Annotated in this window: 19 protein-coding genes; 12 read left to right on the forward strand and 7 right to left on the reverse strand. The window is 52.1% G+C overall.

Annotated elements, in window-relative coordinates:
* Positions 1-463, forward strand: a 463-nt coding sequence (locus R3177_RS06210) for a malate synthase (protein ID WP_318970174.1), incomplete at its 5' end; no start/stop codon positions are given.
* Between the two features lie 12 nt (positions 464-475).
* Here R3177_RS06210 and R3177_RS06215 read toward each other — a convergent pair.
* Together R3177_RS06215 and R3177_RS06220 are read right to left on the reverse strand one after the other, a co-directional pair.
* Entirely contained in the window at positions 476-1,297 is an 822-nt protein-coding gene (locus R3177_RS06215) for a transporter substrate-binding domain-containing protein (RefSeq protein ID WP_318970175.1), read from the reverse strand.
* Between the two features lie 51 nt (positions 1,298-1,348).
* Positions 1,349-2,407, reverse strand: coding sequence for an alkene reductase (locus R3177_RS06220; RefSeq protein WP_318970176.1), 1,059 nt, complete (start codon positions 2,405-2,407; stop codon positions 1,349-1,351).
* A gap of 255 nt (positions 2,408-2,662) precedes the next feature.
* Between R3177_RS06220 and R3177_RS06225 the strand changes: the two genes are divergently transcribed.
* Complete coding sequence (locus R3177_RS06225; protein WP_318970177.1) at positions 2,663-3,739, forward strand: efflux RND transporter periplasmic adaptor subunit; 1,077 nt, start codon at positions 2,663-2,665, stop codon at positions 3,737-3,739.
* Positions 3,736-6,804, forward strand: a complete 3,069-nt coding sequence (locus R3177_RS06230; RefSeq protein ID WP_318970178.1) for an efflux RND transporter permease subunit — start codon at positions 3,736-3,738, stop codon at positions 6,802-6,804. Before R3177_RS06225 ends, R3177_RS06230 begins: the two co-directional genes overlap by 4 nt.
* A gap of 28 nt (positions 6,805-6,832) precedes the next feature.
* Here R3177_RS06230 and R3177_RS06235 read toward each other — a convergent pair whose 3' ends face one another.
* Positions 6,833-7,726, reverse strand: a complete 894-nt coding sequence (locus R3177_RS06235; RefSeq protein WP_318970179.1) for a transporter substrate-binding domain-containing protein — start codon at positions 7,724-7,726, stop codon at positions 6,833-6,835.
* 177 nt (positions 7,727-7,903) lie between these two features.
* Between R3177_RS06235 and R3177_RS06240 the strand changes: the two genes are divergently transcribed.
* From R3177_RS06240 to R3177_RS06260, 5 genes are all read left to right on the forward strand, one after another.
* Positions 7,904-8,494 (forward strand): carboxymuconolactone decarboxylase family protein, encoded by a 591-nt coding sequence (locus R3177_RS06240; RefSeq protein WP_318970180.1) that lies wholly within the window; start codon positions 7,904-7,906, stop codon positions 8,492-8,494.
* Between the two features lie 111 nt (positions 8,495-8,605).
* Positions 8,606-9,331 carry a substrate-binding periplasmic protein gene (locus tag R3177_RS06245; protein WP_318970181.1) on the forward strand — a complete coding sequence of 242 codons (726 nt, stop codon included), beginning with the start codon at positions 8,606-8,608 and terminating at the stop codon, positions 9,329-9,331.
* Positions 9,332-9,492: 161 nt separating this feature from the next.
* Complete coding sequence (locus R3177_RS06250) at positions 9,493-9,864, forward strand: VOC family protein (protein WP_318970182.1); 372 nt, start codon at positions 9,493-9,495, stop codon at positions 9,862-9,864.
* A 13-nt stretch (positions 9,865-9,877) separates the two neighbouring features.
* On the forward strand, positions 9,878-10,582 hold the full coding sequence (locus tag R3177_RS06255) for a cupin domain-containing protein (RefSeq protein WP_318970192.1): 705 nt from the start codon (positions 9,878-9,880) through the stop codon (positions 10,580-10,582).
* Positions 10,579-10,836, forward strand: coding sequence for a TIGR03643 family protein (locus R3177_RS06260; protein ID WP_318970183.1), 258 nt, complete (start codon positions 10,579-10,581; stop codon positions 10,834-10,836). Before R3177_RS06255 ends, R3177_RS06260 begins: the two co-directional genes overlap by 4 nt.
* Positions 10,837-10,844: 8 nt before the next feature.
* Here R3177_RS06260 and glsB read toward each other — a convergent pair whose 3' ends face one another.
* Entirely contained in the window at positions 10,845-11,771 is a 927-nt protein-coding gene (gene glsB / locus R3177_RS06265) for a glutaminase B (RefSeq protein ID WP_318970184.1), read from the reverse strand.
* Positions 11,772-11,991: 220 nt separating this feature from the next.
* Here glsB and R3177_RS06270 point away from each other — a divergent pair, with 220 nt between their 5' ends.
* Positions 11,992-12,888: a hypothetical protein gene (locus R3177_RS06270; RefSeq protein ID WP_318970185.1), complete on the forward strand. Its 897-nt coding sequence runs from the start codon at positions 11,992-11,994 to the stop codon at positions 12,886-12,888.
* 6 nt (positions 12,889-12,894) lie between these two features.
* Positions 12,895-13,401, forward strand: coding sequence for a M48 family metallopeptidase (locus R3177_RS06275; RefSeq protein ID WP_318970186.1), 507 nt, complete (start codon positions 12,895-12,897; stop codon positions 13,399-13,401).
* Here the strand turns inward: R3177_RS06275 and R3177_RS06280 are convergent.
* The 3 genes from R3177_RS06280 to R3177_RS06290 form a co-directional block, all read right to left on the reverse strand.
* The gene (locus R3177_RS06280) at positions 13,398-14,573 is read right to left on the reverse strand and encodes a nuclease-related domain-containing protein (RefSeq protein ID WP_318970187.1); all 1,176 of its coding nucleotides are present in this window, start codon (positions 14,571-14,573) and stop codon (positions 13,398-13,400) included. The two genes, R3177_RS06275 and R3177_RS06280, sit on opposite strands and share 4 nt — an antisense overlap.
* Positions 14,574-14,753: 180 nt before the next feature.
* Positions 14,754-15,509 carry a DUF4097 family beta strand repeat-containing protein gene (locus tag R3177_RS06285; RefSeq protein ID WP_318970188.1) on the reverse strand — a complete coding sequence of 252 codons (756 nt, stop codon included), beginning with the start codon at positions 15,507-15,509 and terminating at the stop codon, positions 14,754-14,756.
* Between the two features lie 177 nt (positions 15,510-15,686).
* Entirely contained in the window at positions 15,687-16,274 is a 588-nt protein-coding gene (locus tag R3177_RS06290; RefSeq protein WP_318970189.1) for a YqaA family protein, read from the reverse strand.
* 268 nt (positions 16,275-16,542) lie between these two features.
* Here R3177_RS06290 and R3177_RS06295 point away from each other — a divergent pair, with 268 nt between their 5' ends.
* Both R3177_RS06295 and R3177_RS06300 read left to right on the forward strand, forming a co-directional pair.
* Positions 16,543-17,283 carry a PepSY-associated TM helix domain-containing protein gene (locus R3177_RS06295; protein WP_318970190.1) on the forward strand — a complete coding sequence of 247 codons (741 nt, stop codon included), beginning with the start codon at positions 16,543-16,545 and terminating at the stop codon, positions 17,281-17,283.
* A 94-nt stretch (positions 17,284-17,377) separates the two neighbouring features.
* Positions 17,378-17,875, forward strand: coding sequence for a hypothetical protein (locus R3177_RS06300; protein WP_318970191.1), 498 nt, complete (start codon positions 17,378-17,380; stop codon positions 17,873-17,875).
* Positions 17,876-18,123: the final 248 nt, after the last annotated feature.

The raw sequence follows: 18,123 nt of genomic DNA on the forward strand, positions 1-18,123 counted from the left end.
CTGGATGGCGACCGAGCTTAGCGTTATCAATCAGCTGAACGAGCGCCATGTCAAGCAGATCATGGATTACTCAAAAGGCTTTCTGGATAAAACGTTTCCGCTTGCTGCAGGCTCGCATAAAGATGTTGTCTGCTACATGGTATATTTTCAGCATCTGCTGGCGTTTTTTGCTGACGGCAGCCAAAGCGGGCTGCAAAACCCGGCGCAGTTTGTGGCATTAAGTGGCCATCGGGAAGCGCCGGAATCACTGGTGCTGGTTAATGACGGCCGTCATGTCGAGCTGGTGTTAAACCGCCATGGCTGCAACGGCGACAAAGACTGTGCTGGTATTGATGATATTCAGCTGCAGGCTAAACAGAGTAACGAGCCCTGGTTCAGTATGCTTAGTGGTAAGCAGGTCAGTAAGGGTTGCCTGAGTGAAAAACGCTTTACCGCCAAAGACGGTGGTCCGTACCAGGCCTGAACATTTAAGGCGTCATGGCCGGCGCAGCTGCAGCTGATATTTTGCCAATAATTGCTGATAGTGCTCGCTGCGCTTAAAGGTTGATAGGGCCTGATCTAACTGATCACGCAGACCAGGCGCTAAACCTGGTTTTTTATTAAACGCGAAATAAACATCAACCTCATCCAGAGCCGGTTGCAGCACCTTAATCTGGTCTTTGGCCTGTTGTAACAGCGTTGAATGGGTAACCGCATGGCCAGTAGTCATGACCAGACGGACTCTTTCCGCCAGCAACAGCTTAAACAGCATATAATCAGACTCTACAACATCGGCGCGCTGAAACGGCACCTTATCCAGCTCTACCCCGTAAGAGAAATGACGTACCGTGGCAACAGGCTCGTTGCCGAGACTCGCCAGGGTACCGTCAAATGTTACCGGACAGGGGTTTACACATAATAAAACGATGGGATCAGTTAAATAGCTTTCATAACTGAATTGAAATACTTTTTCCCGCTCGGGTGTTTTGTAGCATACCGGGGTAACATCCGCCCGCCCTGTTTCCACATAATTAAGGGCCCGGGTCCACGGCATCCGCTGCCACTTAAGTTTAAGATTAAGTTTATCAGCTATGGCTTGCAGGGTTTCTACGGTAAAACCGGTTAAGGTGGCATTATCATCAACAAAATAATAGGGGGGATGGTCTTTGTCTGATATTGCCACCCGCAAAACCTGTGATTGCGCCTGTAACTGAAAAATCATAAGCAGCAGACAGCCACACAGTAGCAGGCCATGTAAGCTGATGGCCCGCTTTATCATCCGCTCCGTTGCTTTTTTACTGGAAACGCCAGTGATCACAAGTCAGCTCCATGCCCCTGTTAATCACTAACTATAGCTGATGGTTAATAACTAGCCAGCGTCCAGCCTCGGGTAATCAGTGTAGCCTGCTGCACCACCGCCATAAAATAACTCGGGTTTGGCATCATTCAGCCTGGCATCCTTGGCAAAACGGCTGACTAAATCAGGGTTTGCAATATAAGGGACACCAAAGGCCACCGCATCGGCATCGCCGCGCTCAATGATCGCGTTAGCACTTGCTTTATCAAATTTTTCGTTAGCAATATACACACCGCCAAACAACTGTTTCAGCTTGGGACCTAAACTGTCATCTGCCTGCGCTTCACGGGCACAGATAAAAGCGATTTTTCGTTTCCCCAACTGCTGTGCGACATAACCAAAGGTATCGGCCCGCTGGGAATCCCCCATGCTATGGGCATCCGCTCTGGGCGCCAGATGCATGCCTACCCGCCCAGCGCCCCAGACCGAGATAACTGCATCGGTCGCTTCCAGCATTAACCGCGCCCGGTTTTCAATACTGCCACCATACTGATCGGTGCGCTGGTTACTGCTATCCTGCAGAAACTGATCCAGCAAATAACCATTGGCACCATGAATTTCCACGCCATCAAAACCGGCTTTTTTGGCATTTTCCGCCCCCAACCGATAAGCCTCAACAACGCCGGCAATTTCTGCCGTTTGCAGTGGCCGTGGGGTAACATAGGCTTTCTTTGGCCGCAGTAAACTAACATGGCCGTCAGCTGCAATGGCACTGGGCGCGACCGGCAGGGCGCCATCTAAATAATGGGGATCAGAAATCCGGCCTACATGCCATAACTGCAGCATGATCCGGCCACCTGCCGCATGCACTGCGGCTGTCACGTTTTGCCAGCCAGCCACCTGAGCATCTGTCCAAATGCCCGGCGTATCAGGATAGCCGACGCCAAGTGGTGACACCGATGTCGCCTCGCTGATAATTAAGCCTGCCGTCGCACGCTGCCGGTAGTATTCAGCCATCAGCTGATTAGGCACCCGGCCCTCATCTGCACGGCACCGGGTAAGGGGGGCCATAATAATCCGGTTAGGTAACAACAACTCCCCAATCTGAATGGGATCAAATAAACTGGCCATTTTTTATCCTGTAAGTTAATAATTTTAAGACGTTGCCGGCCACTAACCTGCCGGTAAGCTAGTTAATCAATTGGTTTGCCGCGGCCAGAAAACAAGAGCCAGTAAGCCAAATGCGGCCAGTTCCATGTTAATATCGCCACATTTCGTTACCGTTAGCCATTTGCTTACATTCAGGCACGTAGGTATAGTTCTACCGGTACAGACTCTGCAACCACGTACTGTTTTAGTCACTATCGTTATCGTCAGGGATCGTTCATGTTTAAAAAATTTGCCAACTCTCCCGTCATTATCGCCCTAGTATTAACGCTGGTTTTGCTGCTGTGGTTAGGCAGCGGTGATAACTATGCTGCTAAAGATGACGTGCCTGCCGAGCAGCAACAGCCCCAACCGACCCTGGCATTGGTAGAGGCCCGCTGGTCCGAGGCTACTCCCTATCAACTGATGCAGGTGGCGCAGGGCCAGATCCTGCCCTGGCGTAACGTCAGCATTAAAGCCCAGCAAGCCGGCAAGGTTACAGAGCTGCTGACCCGCCAGGGGGACAGCGTGCAGCAGGGTGCCAGTTTACTGCGGTTATCTGATGAAGGCCGCACGGAATTACTCGCTCAGGCAGAAGCCAACTTAACCCTGAAAAAGCAAGAACTGGCCAGTGCCCGCAGTCTGGATAGATCGCAATTCTTATCAAAAACCGAGCTCACCCGGCTGGAAAGTGAACTGGCCAGGGCAGAGGCAGAATATGCCCGCGCCCGCCTGGCGCTGCAGCAAACTGAACCTGTGGCACCTTTTGCCGGCATTATTGACCGCCGTCATGTTGAAGTGGGAGATGTGGTGCAAGTGGGCACGCCGTTATTAGATTTAGTCCAAATCGATAAACTGAAAGTCACCGCGCAGATCCCACAACAACATATTGCCAGACTGCAGCAGGGGCAGCAGGTTAATCTGCGTTTACTTGATGGCAGGCAACTGACCGGGCAGCTCAGTTTTATCAGTTATGCTGCCGATACCGCAACCCGCAGCTTTTACATTGAAGTGACGGTGGCTAACCCAGAGCTGCTGCGCATTGCCGGTGGCAGTGCCACGGTTGAAGTAACCCTGCAGCCACTGCCGGTCCATTTAGTCTCCCCGGCACTGCTGAGCCTGAATACCGATGGTCAGCTGGGTGTCGCGGTGGTTAATCCGCAGCAACAGGTCGAGTTTTACCCGGTAACCATTGTCAGCGCTGACAATCAGGGCGCCAGAGTCAGCGGCTTACCTGCCCGGGCGCTGATTATTACGCAGGGGGCCGGCTTTGTGAAAGCCGGTGATAAGGTGCAGGTGGCAGAGGCTAAACTATGAGTGCCATTATTCAGGCGGCTATTGATCGCAGCCGCGCCAGTTTAATGTTGCTGCTGTTTTTGTTTATTGCCGGCATTACCGCCTACCAGACCATTCCCAAAGAAGCGAACCCCGACGTTGCTATCCCTATGATGTATGTGTCGATGTCGCTGGATGGTATCAGCCCGGAAGATGCCGAGCGGCTACTGGTCAGGCCGATGGAGCATGAACTGCGCGCTTTGGAAGGCATTAAAAAAATGACTTCTACCGCCAGCGAGGGCCATGCCTCGGTTATGCTGGAGTTTGATGCCGGGTTCGATGCTGATCAGGCGCTGGCTGATGTCCGGGTAAAAGTAGACGCGGCCCGCGCCAAATTGCCCAGTGAAGCAGATGAGCCGACGGTCAATGAGATTAATGTCGCATTATTTCCGGTGTTGTCAGTTGGTTTATCCGGCCCGGTCTCTGAAAGTCAGCTGGTGTACATCGCCCGCGAGCTGCAACAGGCCATAGAAGCTATTCCAGAAGTGCTGGAGGTGGAGATTGGCGGTGATCGGGAAGATATGCTGGAAATTGTGGTCGACCCGCAAGTGCTGGAAGGCTATGGCCTGGACTACCAGCAATTGTTTCGCCTGGTCGCGAACAATAACCGGCTGGTGGCCGCTGGCAGCCTGGATACCGGTGCCGGCCGCCTGGCGATGAAAGTACCGGGAGTGATCGAGGATCTGGAAGACGTCTTGTCGATGCCTATCAAGGTTGCCGGCGATACGGTGATTACTTTTGGTGATGTTGCCACCATCAGCCGCAGCTTTAAAGATCCGCTTGGCTTTGCCAGGATTAATGGTCAGCCGGCGGTGGTGCTGGAAGTAAAAAAGCGGGCCGGTGCCAATATTATTTCCACCATTGAGCAAACCAAAGCGTTAATTGCCAGGGCCAGCAGCCAGTTTCCGGCGGGCATGCAGATTAACTACATTATGGATCAGTCAAAAGACGTCAGAAACATGCTGGCAGACCTTCTGAACAATGTGTTAACGGCGGTGGTGCTGGTGCTGATCTTAATTATTGCCACAATGGGCGTGCGTTCGGCGTTGCTGGTTGGCATTACCATTCCCGGGGCGTTTTTTGCCGGCATTCTGATGATTTTCGCCCTGGGCTATACCATGAATATCATCGTATTATTCGCGCTTATTCTGGTAGCCGGTATGCTGGTTGACGGCGCCGTGGTGGTCAGTGAACTGGCTGACCGCAACCTGGCTGAGGGCCAGCAGCCCAAAGCAGCCTGGGCTAATGCCGCCAGCAGGATGGCCTGGCCGATTATTGCCTCAACAGCCACCACCGTTGCTGTGTTTATGCCGTTACTGTTCTGGCCCGGCGTGGTCGGCCAGTTTATGAAATATCTGCCGGCCACCGTCATCCTCTGTTTACTGGCCTCGCTGTTTATGGCGCTGATTTTTCTGCCGGTAATGGGCGGTATCAGCCGGGCAAGGCCTGCCCCGCATAGCATGAAAGCCAGTCGGGCAGGTTTAGCCTACCGTCAGGTATTAAGCCGGCTCTTGCGCCATCCCGGCCTGACGCTGGCTGGCATGCTCGGCGCCATGGCGCTGATTTTTGTCGCTTACGGCAAATACAATCATGGCCTGGAATTTTTTCCCGATGTTGAACCGGAATCGGCCCAGGTGTGGGTACGGGCCCGGGGCGATATGTCTATTTATGAAAAAGACGCCCTGCTCAGGCAGGTTGAGCAGCGTCTGCTCGGGTTAGCCGAGGTAAAAGCACTGTATGCCCGCTCCCTGGCCAGTAGCAGTGGTGAGCTGGCACCCGATGTCATTGGCACGTTGCAATTTCAGTTTATTGACTGGCATCAGCGGCGCAAGGCGGCAGTCATTCTGGATGATATGCGTAAGCTGACTGCCGGAATACCCGGCATTATTCTCGAGTTTCGTCAGCAGCAGGAAGGCCCTGCCGCCGGCAAACCGATTGAACTGCAGGTTAGCAGTAACGACACGGCAGCGACCGAACGCGCGGTGGATAAGATTATCAGCCAGATGGAGCAGATGGCGGGGTTTGTTGATATTGAAGATGACCGCAGCCTGCCCGGCATAGAGTGGCGGATAGAAGTTGACCGCTCGGCTGCTGCCCGCTTTGGTGCTGATGTGCTGACCGTCGGCAATGCGGTGCAGATGATCAGTAACGGCTTGTTACTGGCAAAATACCGGCCGGAATATGCCAGCGACGAAGTGGATATCCGGGTCAGATTCCCGCAGTCCTGGCGCTCACTGGATCAGCTGGGCCGGCTGACGATTCAGACAGTCCGGGGCCAGGTGCCGCTCAGTAACTTTGTAAAGCTGGTACCAGCTGCCAAAACCAGTGTCATTAAGCGGATAGATGGCAACCGGGCAATCACGATAAAAAGCGATTTAGCAGAAGGCGCTCAGGTAAGTGAGCGCCTGCAGGCACTGCTGAAGACCGATTTGCAGCTGCCGGCCAATGTTAATGTCAAAACAGCCGGGGAAAGTGCCGATCAGCAGGAAGCGATGACCTTTTTACTGGGCGCGTTTGCCACGGCAATCTTTTTAATGCTGATGATTTTGCTGGTGCAATTTAACAGCTGGTACCAAAGCTTACTGGTACTGTCAGCGATTGTTTTTTCAACCGCCGGGGTCTTGCTGGGGCTGCTGGTCAACGGCCAGAGTTTTGGCATCGTCATGGTCGGTATGGGTATCATTGGTCTGGCCGGCATTGTGGTCAATAACAATATCGTGTTAATCGATACCTTTAATCAGCTGCGACAAAGCGGCATGTCAGCCATGGACGCGGCGCTCGAAACCGGCTGCCTGCGTTTACGGCCAGTGCTGTTAACCTCGGTGACGACAGTGCTCGGTTTAATGCCGATGGTGCTGGCGGTTAATGTCAACCTGCTGGAACCGAGCCTGGGCTTTGGTGCCCCCTCCACTCAGTGGTGGACCCAGCTGTCGAGCGCTATTGCCGGGGGCTTAACCTTCGCCACCCTGCTGACGCTGTTTTTAACGCCCTGCATGCTGGTAATAGGTGAAAACCTGCACCGGAAATTTCATAAAGCCCCCGGATAAAGGACGTTGCAAACGTCTGCCCCGCGGGTCAGGGTTGAGTCCGGCGGGCGCCCTCCAGCACAGCGGCAACTTCAGGCCCTAAATGCTGTTGTAAAATCTGTTGGTAGCGCTTGCTGTTGCGATAGCCCTGGCCATTATTAAAAAAGTCGTTCAGCAGCAATGCCCAGTCACTGTTCAGTGGCATAATTATGCCCAGCAGCGCGCCCTGATTAGCGGCCGGTCGATGATGACGCAGCGGCATCCCCTGGCGCAGGGCCAGCGCTAAATTATAGGCATCAACATAACCATACCAGGCACCAGCTGCGATAAGCTCCAGCAGTTGCTGCTCAGTCTCCACCCGGCCGATGTCTGCGTCAGGCTGGTACTGATCCCGCAATGCCCGGATTTGTACTTCGTGCAGCGTGCCGGCAACCGCTAATGGCTTTAGCGTGTTAAAGTGCTCACTAAGCTGGGCCAGGCTTGGCAAAGGGGCAATATCGCTGTGCGTTATCAACAGGGCCACCTGGTTTAAATAGGGCGGCGAAAACTGCAGCTCATTAACCCTGTCTTTGGTAATAGCCACATTACCAAGGCCAAACACTCCGCCTTCTGCCCCAACTACTCTTTGGTAAAACCGGTTCCAGTCAGGCTCTGCCACAAAATTCAGGGTCAGCGATAACTGCTGGCTGCTGTTAAGCCATGCAGCAAAATCACGCATTATCTCCACACTGACGCCGGTCAGCAAGTTGTCCTGGTTGACATAAGCAAAGCCCTGCGCTGGCACATACAGCACGGTAAGCTCGCCTGCCCCCGATGCTTTGGCCTGTTGCAACCGGGTACCTTTATCGGCCGGCAGATTAACGTCTGCCGGCTCGTCTGCAGGCTTACAACCGGTTAGCAGCATCAGGCTTAGCATACTGACGCTGAAAATTCGTTTTAACATGTCAGGCCTCTAATAACAGAGTGAGTCATAAACAATCAGTCAGTACAGTTTAAGCAACGAAACCGGGGCTGGCAAAACCAGTCGGCCAGATACAACCAACGCCATGAAAAGCGGTGATATTGGCCGCGGCAAGTGCTAGAGTTATGGTTATTTCATTGTGGCTATCAAGGAGTTTTTATGGCGTTTGTGCCACCACTGGCTGCCGATACCAACCCTGATGTGGCTGAACTGGCAACGTTTTTTAATGAAACGCTGGGATTTTGTCCGAACAGCGTGCTGACCATGAGCCACCGCCCGGCCATTGCCAAAGCCTTTATTCAGCTGAATATGGCGGTCATGGAAAATAAAGGCCGGGTAACCTCGGCACTGAAACGGCTTATCGCCTATGTTTCCAGTCATGCCACTGGCTGTCGCTATTGTCAGGCCCATACCATCCGGGCGGCGGAGCGTTATGGCGCGCCGGATGAGCAGCTGGCCAATATCTGGCAGTTTCAAAGCCATCCGGCGTTTAATGATGCCGAGCGCGCCGCACTCGAGCTGGCGATTGCGGCTTCTCAGGTGCCCAATGCAGTAGATGATGCCATACAGGCGGCGATGCATCAGCACTGGGACAACGGTGAGATAGTGGAAATCATGGGGGTTATTGCGCTGTTTGGCTATTTAAACCGCTGGAACGATTCGATGGCCACCACCCTGGAAGAAGGTGCCCAGGCATCAGGCGACGCGCTGCTCGCTGCTGCAGGCTGGTCAGTGGGTAAGCATGGCTAATTGCGGTTGCCTCACACAATAGAAGCGTAAAGCCTGCAGATTGTAAACAGCAGCATGGCAGCATTTCGTTAAGCAAACTAGGATATAACAGTATTATCTTAAAGGATTGTCATGCGCTGGTTACTGCTTTTCCTGTTATGTTGTCACTTTATGACCCTTGCCAATGTCGAGATACGAATGGGGTTGCATAACTTCCCGCCCTATTCTGTAATGACAGATAATGATGTTTGCGGCGGCGAAGCGATAGATTTAACCCGTGAGATTCTGGAAACTGCTGATATAAAAGTTGTTGCCGTTTGCGCAACTGCTGCCCGGCTTTACAAAATGCTGGGTACCGGCGAAATTGATCTCACCATTAATATTAAACAGACTAAAGCCTTGCCGGCCAATATTCGTTTTATCGAACCGCCGTATACCCAGCTATCATTAGTTCTGCTTAGCAACGATACGCCTGCTGGTGCGCTTAATTCTGTTGAAAAACCGACAATAGCGGCAATACGCGGCTTCGACTACAGTGGTCAACGGCAGCGATTGAGCGCGCAGGGCTATCAGTTTGTTGATCTGCCCGATAGCATCGATGCCATAGAAATGTTTATTAAGGGCCGCAGCAATGCATTACTGACCTACGAGGCGCCGTTTACTTTTTTTATGGCGCAACGTTTTCTGCCTGTCGCAACAACGTATAACCGGCAACTGCTCGACAGCATCAATACCTACTATGCTGTTTCAGAGCAGTCATTGCACAAAACCTATATTCATCAGGCGCTGTCAGGTTATGCCGCTGCTAAGCAGTTACGCTACTTTACGCCGCCACCTGTCAGCCCAATGACGCATTAATGCCCGGGAGAACCCGGACTCTTGCTCGCCCGTGCTGACAGACAGCGGTAACGCTGCCTGAGACGCTCAAAATAAAAGTGACGGCTTACTGCTCCAAGCTCAGGTAGCGGTCGTAAGCAGTGACCATCAGCACATGTTTAATATTAACCGGAGTAATTTCAATGATTAGTTACGTAACACTGGGTGTAAATAATTTAGCCGCGGCCAAGACCTTTTATGGTGAGTTGCTGGCAGAGGTTGGCGCAAAAGCGCTGCTGGATATGGGCCGGATTGCTTTTTTTGGCAAAAGCATGGCTCAACCCATGCTGGCAGTCTGCGAGCCATTTAACCAGCAGCCTGCTACCCCGGGCAATGGCAATATGGTGTCGTTTCAGCCCGGCTCAAAAGAGCAGGTCGATGCGCTGTATCACAAAGCAATTGCGCTGGGTGCCAGCTGTGACGGCGCACCGGGTCAGCGTATTGCCGGTAAGTTCTACGGCGCGTACGTAAAAGATATTGATGGCAATAAGTTGTGCTTTTGCCACTTTGGTTAAAGGCCAGCCGGTAATGCAACTGAACAGCGACTTTACTAAGCGGGTGCTGATACGGCCTGAGCAGTATCAGTTTGTCGCCTCCCCGCTGGCCGGGGTCAGCCGGATGATGCTGGACCGGGCCGGAGACGAAGTGGCCCGCGCCACCAGCATTGTCCGTTATGCCGCCGGCAGTGGTTATAGCCGCCATACCCACGACGGCGGTGAAGAAATCCTGGTGCTTGATGGTGTATTCAGCGATGAGCATGGAGACTACCCGGCCGGAAGCTACTTGCGAAACCCGCCAGGTAGCTCGCATCAGCCCTTTTCGAAAGACGGTTGTACCTTACTGGTCAAGCTGTGGCAATTTGCGGCTAACGACACGCAACAGCTCGCTATTGATACCCGTCAGCAACCATGGCGGCCGGGTTTAGTCCCGGGGCTATCGGTGTTACCGTTACATGAGCATGATGGCGTTAGTACCGCGCTGGTGCGCTGGGCGCCCGATACCCGGTTTAGCCGGCATACTCATGTTGGCGGCGAGGAAATTCTGGTGCTGGAAGGCGTGTTCTGCGATGAAAATGGCCGGTATCCGGCAGGCAGCTGGCTGCGCAGCCCCCGTTATAGCCAGCATACCCCGTTTACCGGAACTGAGGGTGCACTTATTTATGTCAAGGTAGGACATTTAGGGGCAGGTCTTTTGGGTGATAAGTTTATCCAGAGCAGTCAGGATACAGCATGATGAGCAATTCTTTCAGCACGGCAGATTTATCCCGGATTATTGAAATGGCCTGGGAAGATCGCACACCATTTGAGGCAATAGCACAGCTGTATGGCTTAACAGAACCGGCTGTGATTAAACTGATGCGCCACGAATTAAAACCCGGTTCGTTCCGGTTATGGCGTGCCCGGGTCAGCGGCCGGCGCAGCAAACATCTTAAATTACGCAACCCGGAAATAAGCCGCGCTTACTGTCCGAGCCAGTACAAGCGCTGATTTATCCATTAAAAAAGTGATAAGCCCAACTCGTCAGCCAGCTTGCTGATAAGCTGCATGGCCACCACTGAATTGCCAAACCGGTTCAGTGGCGGGCTCCACGCCGTTATTACCCCAAATTGCGGCACAATGGCGACGATAGCGCCGCCAACCCCGCTTTTTGCCGGCAGCCCGACTTTAAAGGCGAACTCACCGGACTGATCATACATGCCACTGGTGGATAAAATGGCATTGACCCGGTGCGCATCGCGCCGGCTGCAAATTTGCTCATTGCTGTGGGGCTGCACGCCACGGTTAGCCAGAAAAAGCAGGCTTTGTGCCAGCTGCTCACAGTTGATGGCGGTTGCACACTGATGAAAGTAATGCTCCAGCACTAACGGCACCTCAGCTTCAATATTACCAAAGCTTTTCATCAGATAGGCCAGCGCTGCATTGCGGTTACCATGTTCCAGCTCTGAAAGATAAACCTGCTGATCAGCATAAATATTTTCTTCACCGGTCAGCCGGCGCAAAAACGTTAAAAACGCGGTTTTACTGGCTGAATAATGACTGACCAGCACATCAGCAACCAGAATAGCGCCGGCATTTATCACCGGGTTACGCGGAATACCCTGCTCCCATTCCAGCTGCACAATGGAATTAAACGGCTGACCAGAGGGCTCCATATTGACCCGCTGCCATAACTCATCGTCCAGCCGGTTCATTGCCATCACTAATCCGAAAATTTTAGAGATACTCTGCAATGAAAAATTCTGTCTGGCATCACCGGCACTGTGCACCTGGCCATCCAGCGTCGCGACCGCCACAGCCACCCGATCCGGTGCGACCTGCGCCAGCGCCGGGATATAGTCAGCCACCTTGCCCTGGCGATAAAGTGGCCGGCATTCCGTTAATAAACGCGGTAACAGCGTGTCTAAATCAGCAGTGTTTGGCATAAAAGCCACCTTGATACTTTTGCGGCCCAGTCAGTAGTCGGCACAGTAACATGGTCATAACTAACAACAAATCATATTTTGAGACGCCGCAGTCTTACAGCAAGGGCCTGACGGACACGATTTTGCTGACAGATTTTTATTGCCGCCCTGAACTAGCGATTGCTTTTTGTACAATTGCTGATTATTGTGAAGGCGCAGTAGATACAACCCAGATGAGGTAATGATGAAGTATACCCTCTGCTTTGCGCTGATGTTGACACCGATAGCTATGCTGTTCTCTTTGCTTGCCAGTGCCCAGCCGGGCAAATGGTGCCAATCAACCGATGGCGGCAAAAGCTGTAGCAGCTATATGTCATATTTTGCCAACGGCGATGTCTATGGTTACGGTATTAATGATAACTTACGCTTTATTACCACTGGTTACTGGCGCCAGCACAGTGATCAACTTTGCGTCAACCTGACTTATAAAACCTTCGATATCATTACCGAGCAACCCTTTACCCCTGACGATCAGAATAGCTGCAGTAAAGTGCTGCTGCAAAGCGGGTCACAGTTCACTGTGCAAGCAGAGGACGGCACGACGGCCACTTATCACCGACTGAGCGATAAGCCCAATCACAGTATGTCACCGGCGCCAAGCCTGCCGCAAAACGGTGCCGGCAATGTAAAGCCTGCCCTGCTGGCACTGCATGTCCCGGCAGGACGATTGGGGCTTTATCCGTTACCGCTGGAAATGGCCCCGGCCAATGTCAGCTTTACTATGTCACTGACGCCGCTTGCCACAGCTGAGGACAATGTCTCCGCCTATGCCAATGTACAAATTGGCGATCCGGACAATGATTATCTGCGGGTCTCTCTGCTTAAGCCTAAAGCAGCTGAGAAAGCACTGTTGCTGCTTGAATACATCATGCCGGGATACAAACCGTTTCGTAAGGCACTGGCCAGCGATATAGTTCCTGGTGAGCCGGTGTTGCTGAATTTAGCCTGGCAGCCAGATGGCACCACCACCCTGAGTTATAAAGACCAGACCGTACAGTACCAGCTGCCACTGCAGCAATGGCAAAGCTATTTTATGGCGTCAAATACCAATGCCACCTTTCAACGTCTGGCGGATTAATTGCTGATGCAAGACCTGGTCTACCTTCGCCAATACCCTGACAGCCTGCAGCAGCAGGTTCGCCAGCTGCTGGCCGACGGCAAATTAGCGTCAGCCTTACAGCAACGCTACCCGGCGCAAATCCATCCGGTGCAAACCGATAAAGCCTTATATGAGTTAACCATGGCGTTAAAACGGCAATGGCTGAAAAGCAGCGATCCGCTCAGCAAGGTGGTATTCGACCCGAAAATTCATGTGATTAACAATGCCCTCGGCACTCACAGCCAAATCAGCCGGGTGCAGGGCGGTAAACTTAAAAGCAAAAATGAGATAAGAATCGCGGCGCTGCTGAAGCAACTGCCGCTGCCATTGCTGCAAATGGTGGTGGTGCATGAGCTGGCGCACTTACGCGAGAAAGATCATAACAAAGCATTCTATAAGCTTTGTCAGCATATGGAGCCGGCTTATCATCAGCGGGAGCTGGACTTACGCCTTTACCTGACATTACTGGAACAGCCTGCCAGCCCCTCTTAACTGGCAGTACTGGCCTGGTGCAATAACGCCGAAAAACGGTTTAACTGCTCATCATCAAAGCAGGGTTCGTCGAACTTTTTCAAATAAGCCGGCGCGGTATCAACATAAGTGACATTGGCCGGCATTTCGGTTTTAAACTGCGCAACCCGGCTAAAGGCGATAACGGAATGCACATGTTGCGCTAACTCGGTGCCCTGTAGCTGCAGATGATGCTTAATCGCTTCAACATTTTTAAAGTTCTGATGCAGCGGATTCATAAATTGCTTTTTGCTGCCAAAGTACTGCCGCATCCAGTTGGCTTCTGCCACTTTGCCATAAATGTTGCCACGGTAGCCCTTGACCATAATGACAAAAATACCAAACGGGCTTAATACCAGGTGATCTACCACCACCAGTTCTTCTTTCGCGGTCAGTAATTTCAGTTTACGAAAATGGCGATACCCGCGGGCAAGGCGCCAGCGCAGCAACCGGTTTAATTTATACTCAGCAAAAATGCCTTTAAAGCCGGGTAAATTCAGGCCCAGCCAGTTGGTCAGTAAAAACACTGCCAGTAAAAAGGCAAAGATATTGGCAATAATCAGCGGCAGATTAGTTAACAGCAGGTTTACTAAATTAGCGGGCCGCCACCAGTCAGCCGGCAGTGCTGATGCCTCTTCAGGAATAATAACCGGCACAGGCAAGTCGCGGCTACCGATAACTGCTGGTTCAGGCACCGCCGACTGGCTTTCAGCCGGTTCAGCAGACGTATCAGCGGTTTCTGTCTGAAACAATTCTTCCGCTACCGCAGCGGGCGTCGCCACTGTTACAGCAGCTGAGTTAACCTCAGCACCGGTGGCGCTGGCTGCAGTCTCTGCCGGGGCTACCGGTTGCGGCTGAACCGGCTCTGCTGTTTCTGTGGTTATCGCTGCACGCGGTGGCGTGGGCTGCGTCTCAGGCTCAGCTGGCTTCGCGACGACCGGTTCAGCTGGCCGGGTTGCTGGCTTTTTGGGTCTGAGGCAATTTCTGTCATATTCGCTTTTGGCATTGCGGTAACTGCTGCTTTGCGGGATGTGACTAAAACGCTGAACCTGCTGATCCAGCAAAATACAGGCGCCCTCTGAATACTGTTGCTGCCCGACTGTCTCAGTAGCCGTCAGCAGTAACAGCGGCAAATAAAATCGCACCCAGCGCATAAAGTGTCTCTTAATTTTTGTTAACTGATGCTAACAAGGGAAGCTGAATGCAGCAATAGTTGTTTTTAACAAGCATCGCAACAGATTGTGACTAAGCGCAGTCGCTGGGTACCAAAACATAGCGTTGCAACAACAAGCCGCGGCTTAACAGCCAATTGTGACAACGCTGGCTGATCCGGATTAGTCGTTAATTTTTACCGGGCCGTTTATGGCATTAATTTTTAAACCACCCGAGCCACTGGCCACAATTGTCAGGCCGCCGGCACCATTAATGTTAATATCACCTGAGCCATCATCAACCGTCACTAAGCCGCCAATATCGCTTAGCATTAAATCGCCAGAGCCATCCTCCACTGTCACGCTGCCTCTGATCTGACGAATATCAGCATTGCCTGAACCATCTTCCAGCACCAGGTTACCGCGAAGCTGACTGATTAAAAGATCGCCGGAGCCGTCGACCACGCTGGCATTATTGCCACCGCTCAGTCGCAGTGCACCTGAGCCATCTTCAATAGTAAGGTCGCCCTGCATCCCGCTGATATCGATATCACCAGAGCCATCATCTAACGTTACTGCCAGCCTGGCCGGCACTCTTAATACAACATCAATATAAGGGCTGTTGCCGTTGTGAATACTGCTGGCAAAGCCGGCCTCCAGCACCGCATCACTGCCGCGACGCACCAGCGACAAACGGATATCTTCACTGTCATAATAGTGAATGCTGGCCTGCAGCTCGATAAGCTCACGCCCTTCTTCACCTATTATGTCCAGCTTGCCGGCACCGGTATCTGCCACCAGCCGGTTAAGATTGTCGGCGCTGAGGCTTAGATTACGCTGTTCATGCTGTCTGTCACCGGCATGACCATTGCCCACATAAATTACACAACCACTTAACAGCGCAGCGGCTGCGATACTGAGCATACCCAATTTCATCATATGTCCTTTTTCTGTTGTTATTAATTAAACTGTCCGACACGGCTGAAGCAAATTAGATGCCGATTATAAAACATATTAAATTCATAATCTTAAAATTTATTACCTTATGTCGGGTTAGCAAAAGCACCACTATCTGGTGAATTTGGCTAATTAACGGGCCGCCGCCCTGATGTGGTATTAACTGAACTGAAACCACAGCCAGCTTACTGCCAGCACCAGTAACACTGTACCAATCTGTTTTGAATAACGTTGCCACAACTGCATAGCGGCCTCACCGGCAATATGCACCAGCAATGCCAGACCATAATAGCGGGTGGAACGGGACAGCCCGACAGCCAGCACAAATAACAGGAATGAATAACCGGTAGCGCCGGCAGCTAACATGGCAATTTGTAAAGGGGTCGGGCTAAGGCCTACGGCCAGAATTGCTCTGAAGCCATTATTCTCAATCTCGCTGCTAAAGCTGTTGAATGCTTGCGCCCCACCAAATAAATCAATCAGCATTGCACCCCACTGTTCCATTAGCAGCACCCCAAGCCAATAGCCCAATGCTGCAGCGCTGAGGTTACCGGCAAGCGCCACCGAAGCAATGGTCCAGCGCCGCTGCGGATGACTTAACATCCACGGAATTAAAATGGTTTCAATCGGTATCGGTATGATCAGCGTTTCCGCCATTGACAGCACAAACAGCAATGGCAAGGCATAGGACGACTTGTCCAGCCTATCCAGCCAGGTTTCAGCCGACAAGGCGTTAGTTTTAAGCATACCTGCTTATTTCCTTTGTTTTCCGGTTACAGATCTCAGATCCACGGTTTATTTCCTCAGTTAATCAGTAAACATGGCTTAACAATTTATTACAGTAAAAAATGGTGCGCCTTGCGATAATTCACTCTTACGTGAACTACCTGGTTTACTTATTTGCCGCCGTCAGGCGGCTTTTTTTATCTTAACGCGTTGTTGCCCGCATTGTTACTTTACAGCTGCGATGGTTTTCTGGTTTGATACCTTATCAGTGAATAAAGAATAATAATAAATGGTTAAGTTTTCCCGCCGTCTGCATAACTGGCTTGGCTTGATTCTGGTCGCTCAAATTACGCTGTGGTTTTTAAGTGGCCTGGTGATGGCTGTTCTGCCAATAGAACAGGTAAGGGGCGAACATTTACGCCTTACACTCAGCACACCCTGGCAGCAGGCAGCAGTCAGCCCGCAACAGGTGCTTAAGCAGCATGGCCCTCAGGCCAGCCTGAGTCTGAGCCAGCGCCTGAACTGGCAGCATAATCAACTTAGTACAATACCGGTCTATCTGGTAAATGATGCGGGTAGACTTTATCGCTACAACGCAGCAACAGGTGATGCGCTAAGCCCGCTGACTGAACAGGATATTCGTGCACTGGCAAAGGCGCAGTATCAGGGCAATGGTCAGCTGCAAACCGCCCGCTTGCTCCAGCAGCTGCCCCAGGAAGTTCAGCATTTAACCGCCCCGCTCTGGCAGCTGCAATTTGCCGACAGCGATAACAGCCACTTTTACCTCGACCCTGCCACCGGTGAAGTGCTTCGGGTACGCACCGATAGCTGGCGCTGGTTCGACTTTTTCTGGATGCTGCATATTATGGATTATCAGGATCGCAGTAACTTTAATAACCCACTGCTTATTACGTTTTCGGCCAGCGCCCTGTTGTTTACCCTGAGCGGTATCGTGCTGCTGTGGCAGCGGTTCCGGCCACGAAAATATCGGAAAACCTCAGCTGCAAAAGCAGATACGGCGCCAACCTGACTTTTATCATTGGCAAAGGCTGTTTTACCCTTGATTTATATAAAGATAATTGTCAGCCTGTTGCCCTGTTTCTATCAAGCGTTATGGAGCGCACATGCTAATCCCTGCCATTATTGCCACTGCCGCCTTAACAGCACCGGCCGATACACCCGCGCTGCAGCGCCAGGTCAGCAGCCTCTGGCAAAGCCTGTCTAATGCGCCGCAAAGCAAACCCGATATTGCGATGCTTAACCAAATATTTGCCGACGATGCCATTGTCGCTGGTATCAGACAAAAAGAAGGGCAGCCTGATCTGAAGGTGCAGCCGGCAAGCGACTTTATCGCCAGTCAGGATCGGATTAAACCCTATGGCTTTTATGAGTGCGAAATTGCGCGGGAGATGCGGGTAACAGAGGGCTTCGCCACCGTGCTCAGCCTGGTTGAATCAAGACGTGATCCAACACAGAAAGACGCTGACTTTACCGGCATTAACAGTATGCAGTGGGGCAACACCGGTAATGGCTGGCAGCTTGTCTCGCTGTACTATTATTTACCTGCTGCCGGGCACAACAACATGCTGCTTAGCGGTACCCCGGGGCAATGCATTAATTAAAAAAAACGCGCCGGCCAGCGGGCTGATACCTGCACAGCGGGCTGAACCGCGGATTCAGAAACCGGCTAACGACTACTTTGGAGTAATGACGATGCATTTTTCTGACATTATGCAGCAGTTCGGCGCCAACATGCCTGACAGCATCAACATCATGGTGCCACCGGCCTGGGGTCAGGGCCGGGCGGTATTTGGCGGCATGGCGGCAGCATTAGCGCTGGCTCACCTGCTTCCGGTTATTCCGGATAACA

It is taken from the genome of Arsukibacterium sp. (genome assembly GCF_033722355.1).
In the GTDB taxonomy this organism is placed as follows: Bacteria; Pseudomonadota; Gammaproteobacteria; order Enterobacterales; family Alteromonadaceae; genus Alishewanella.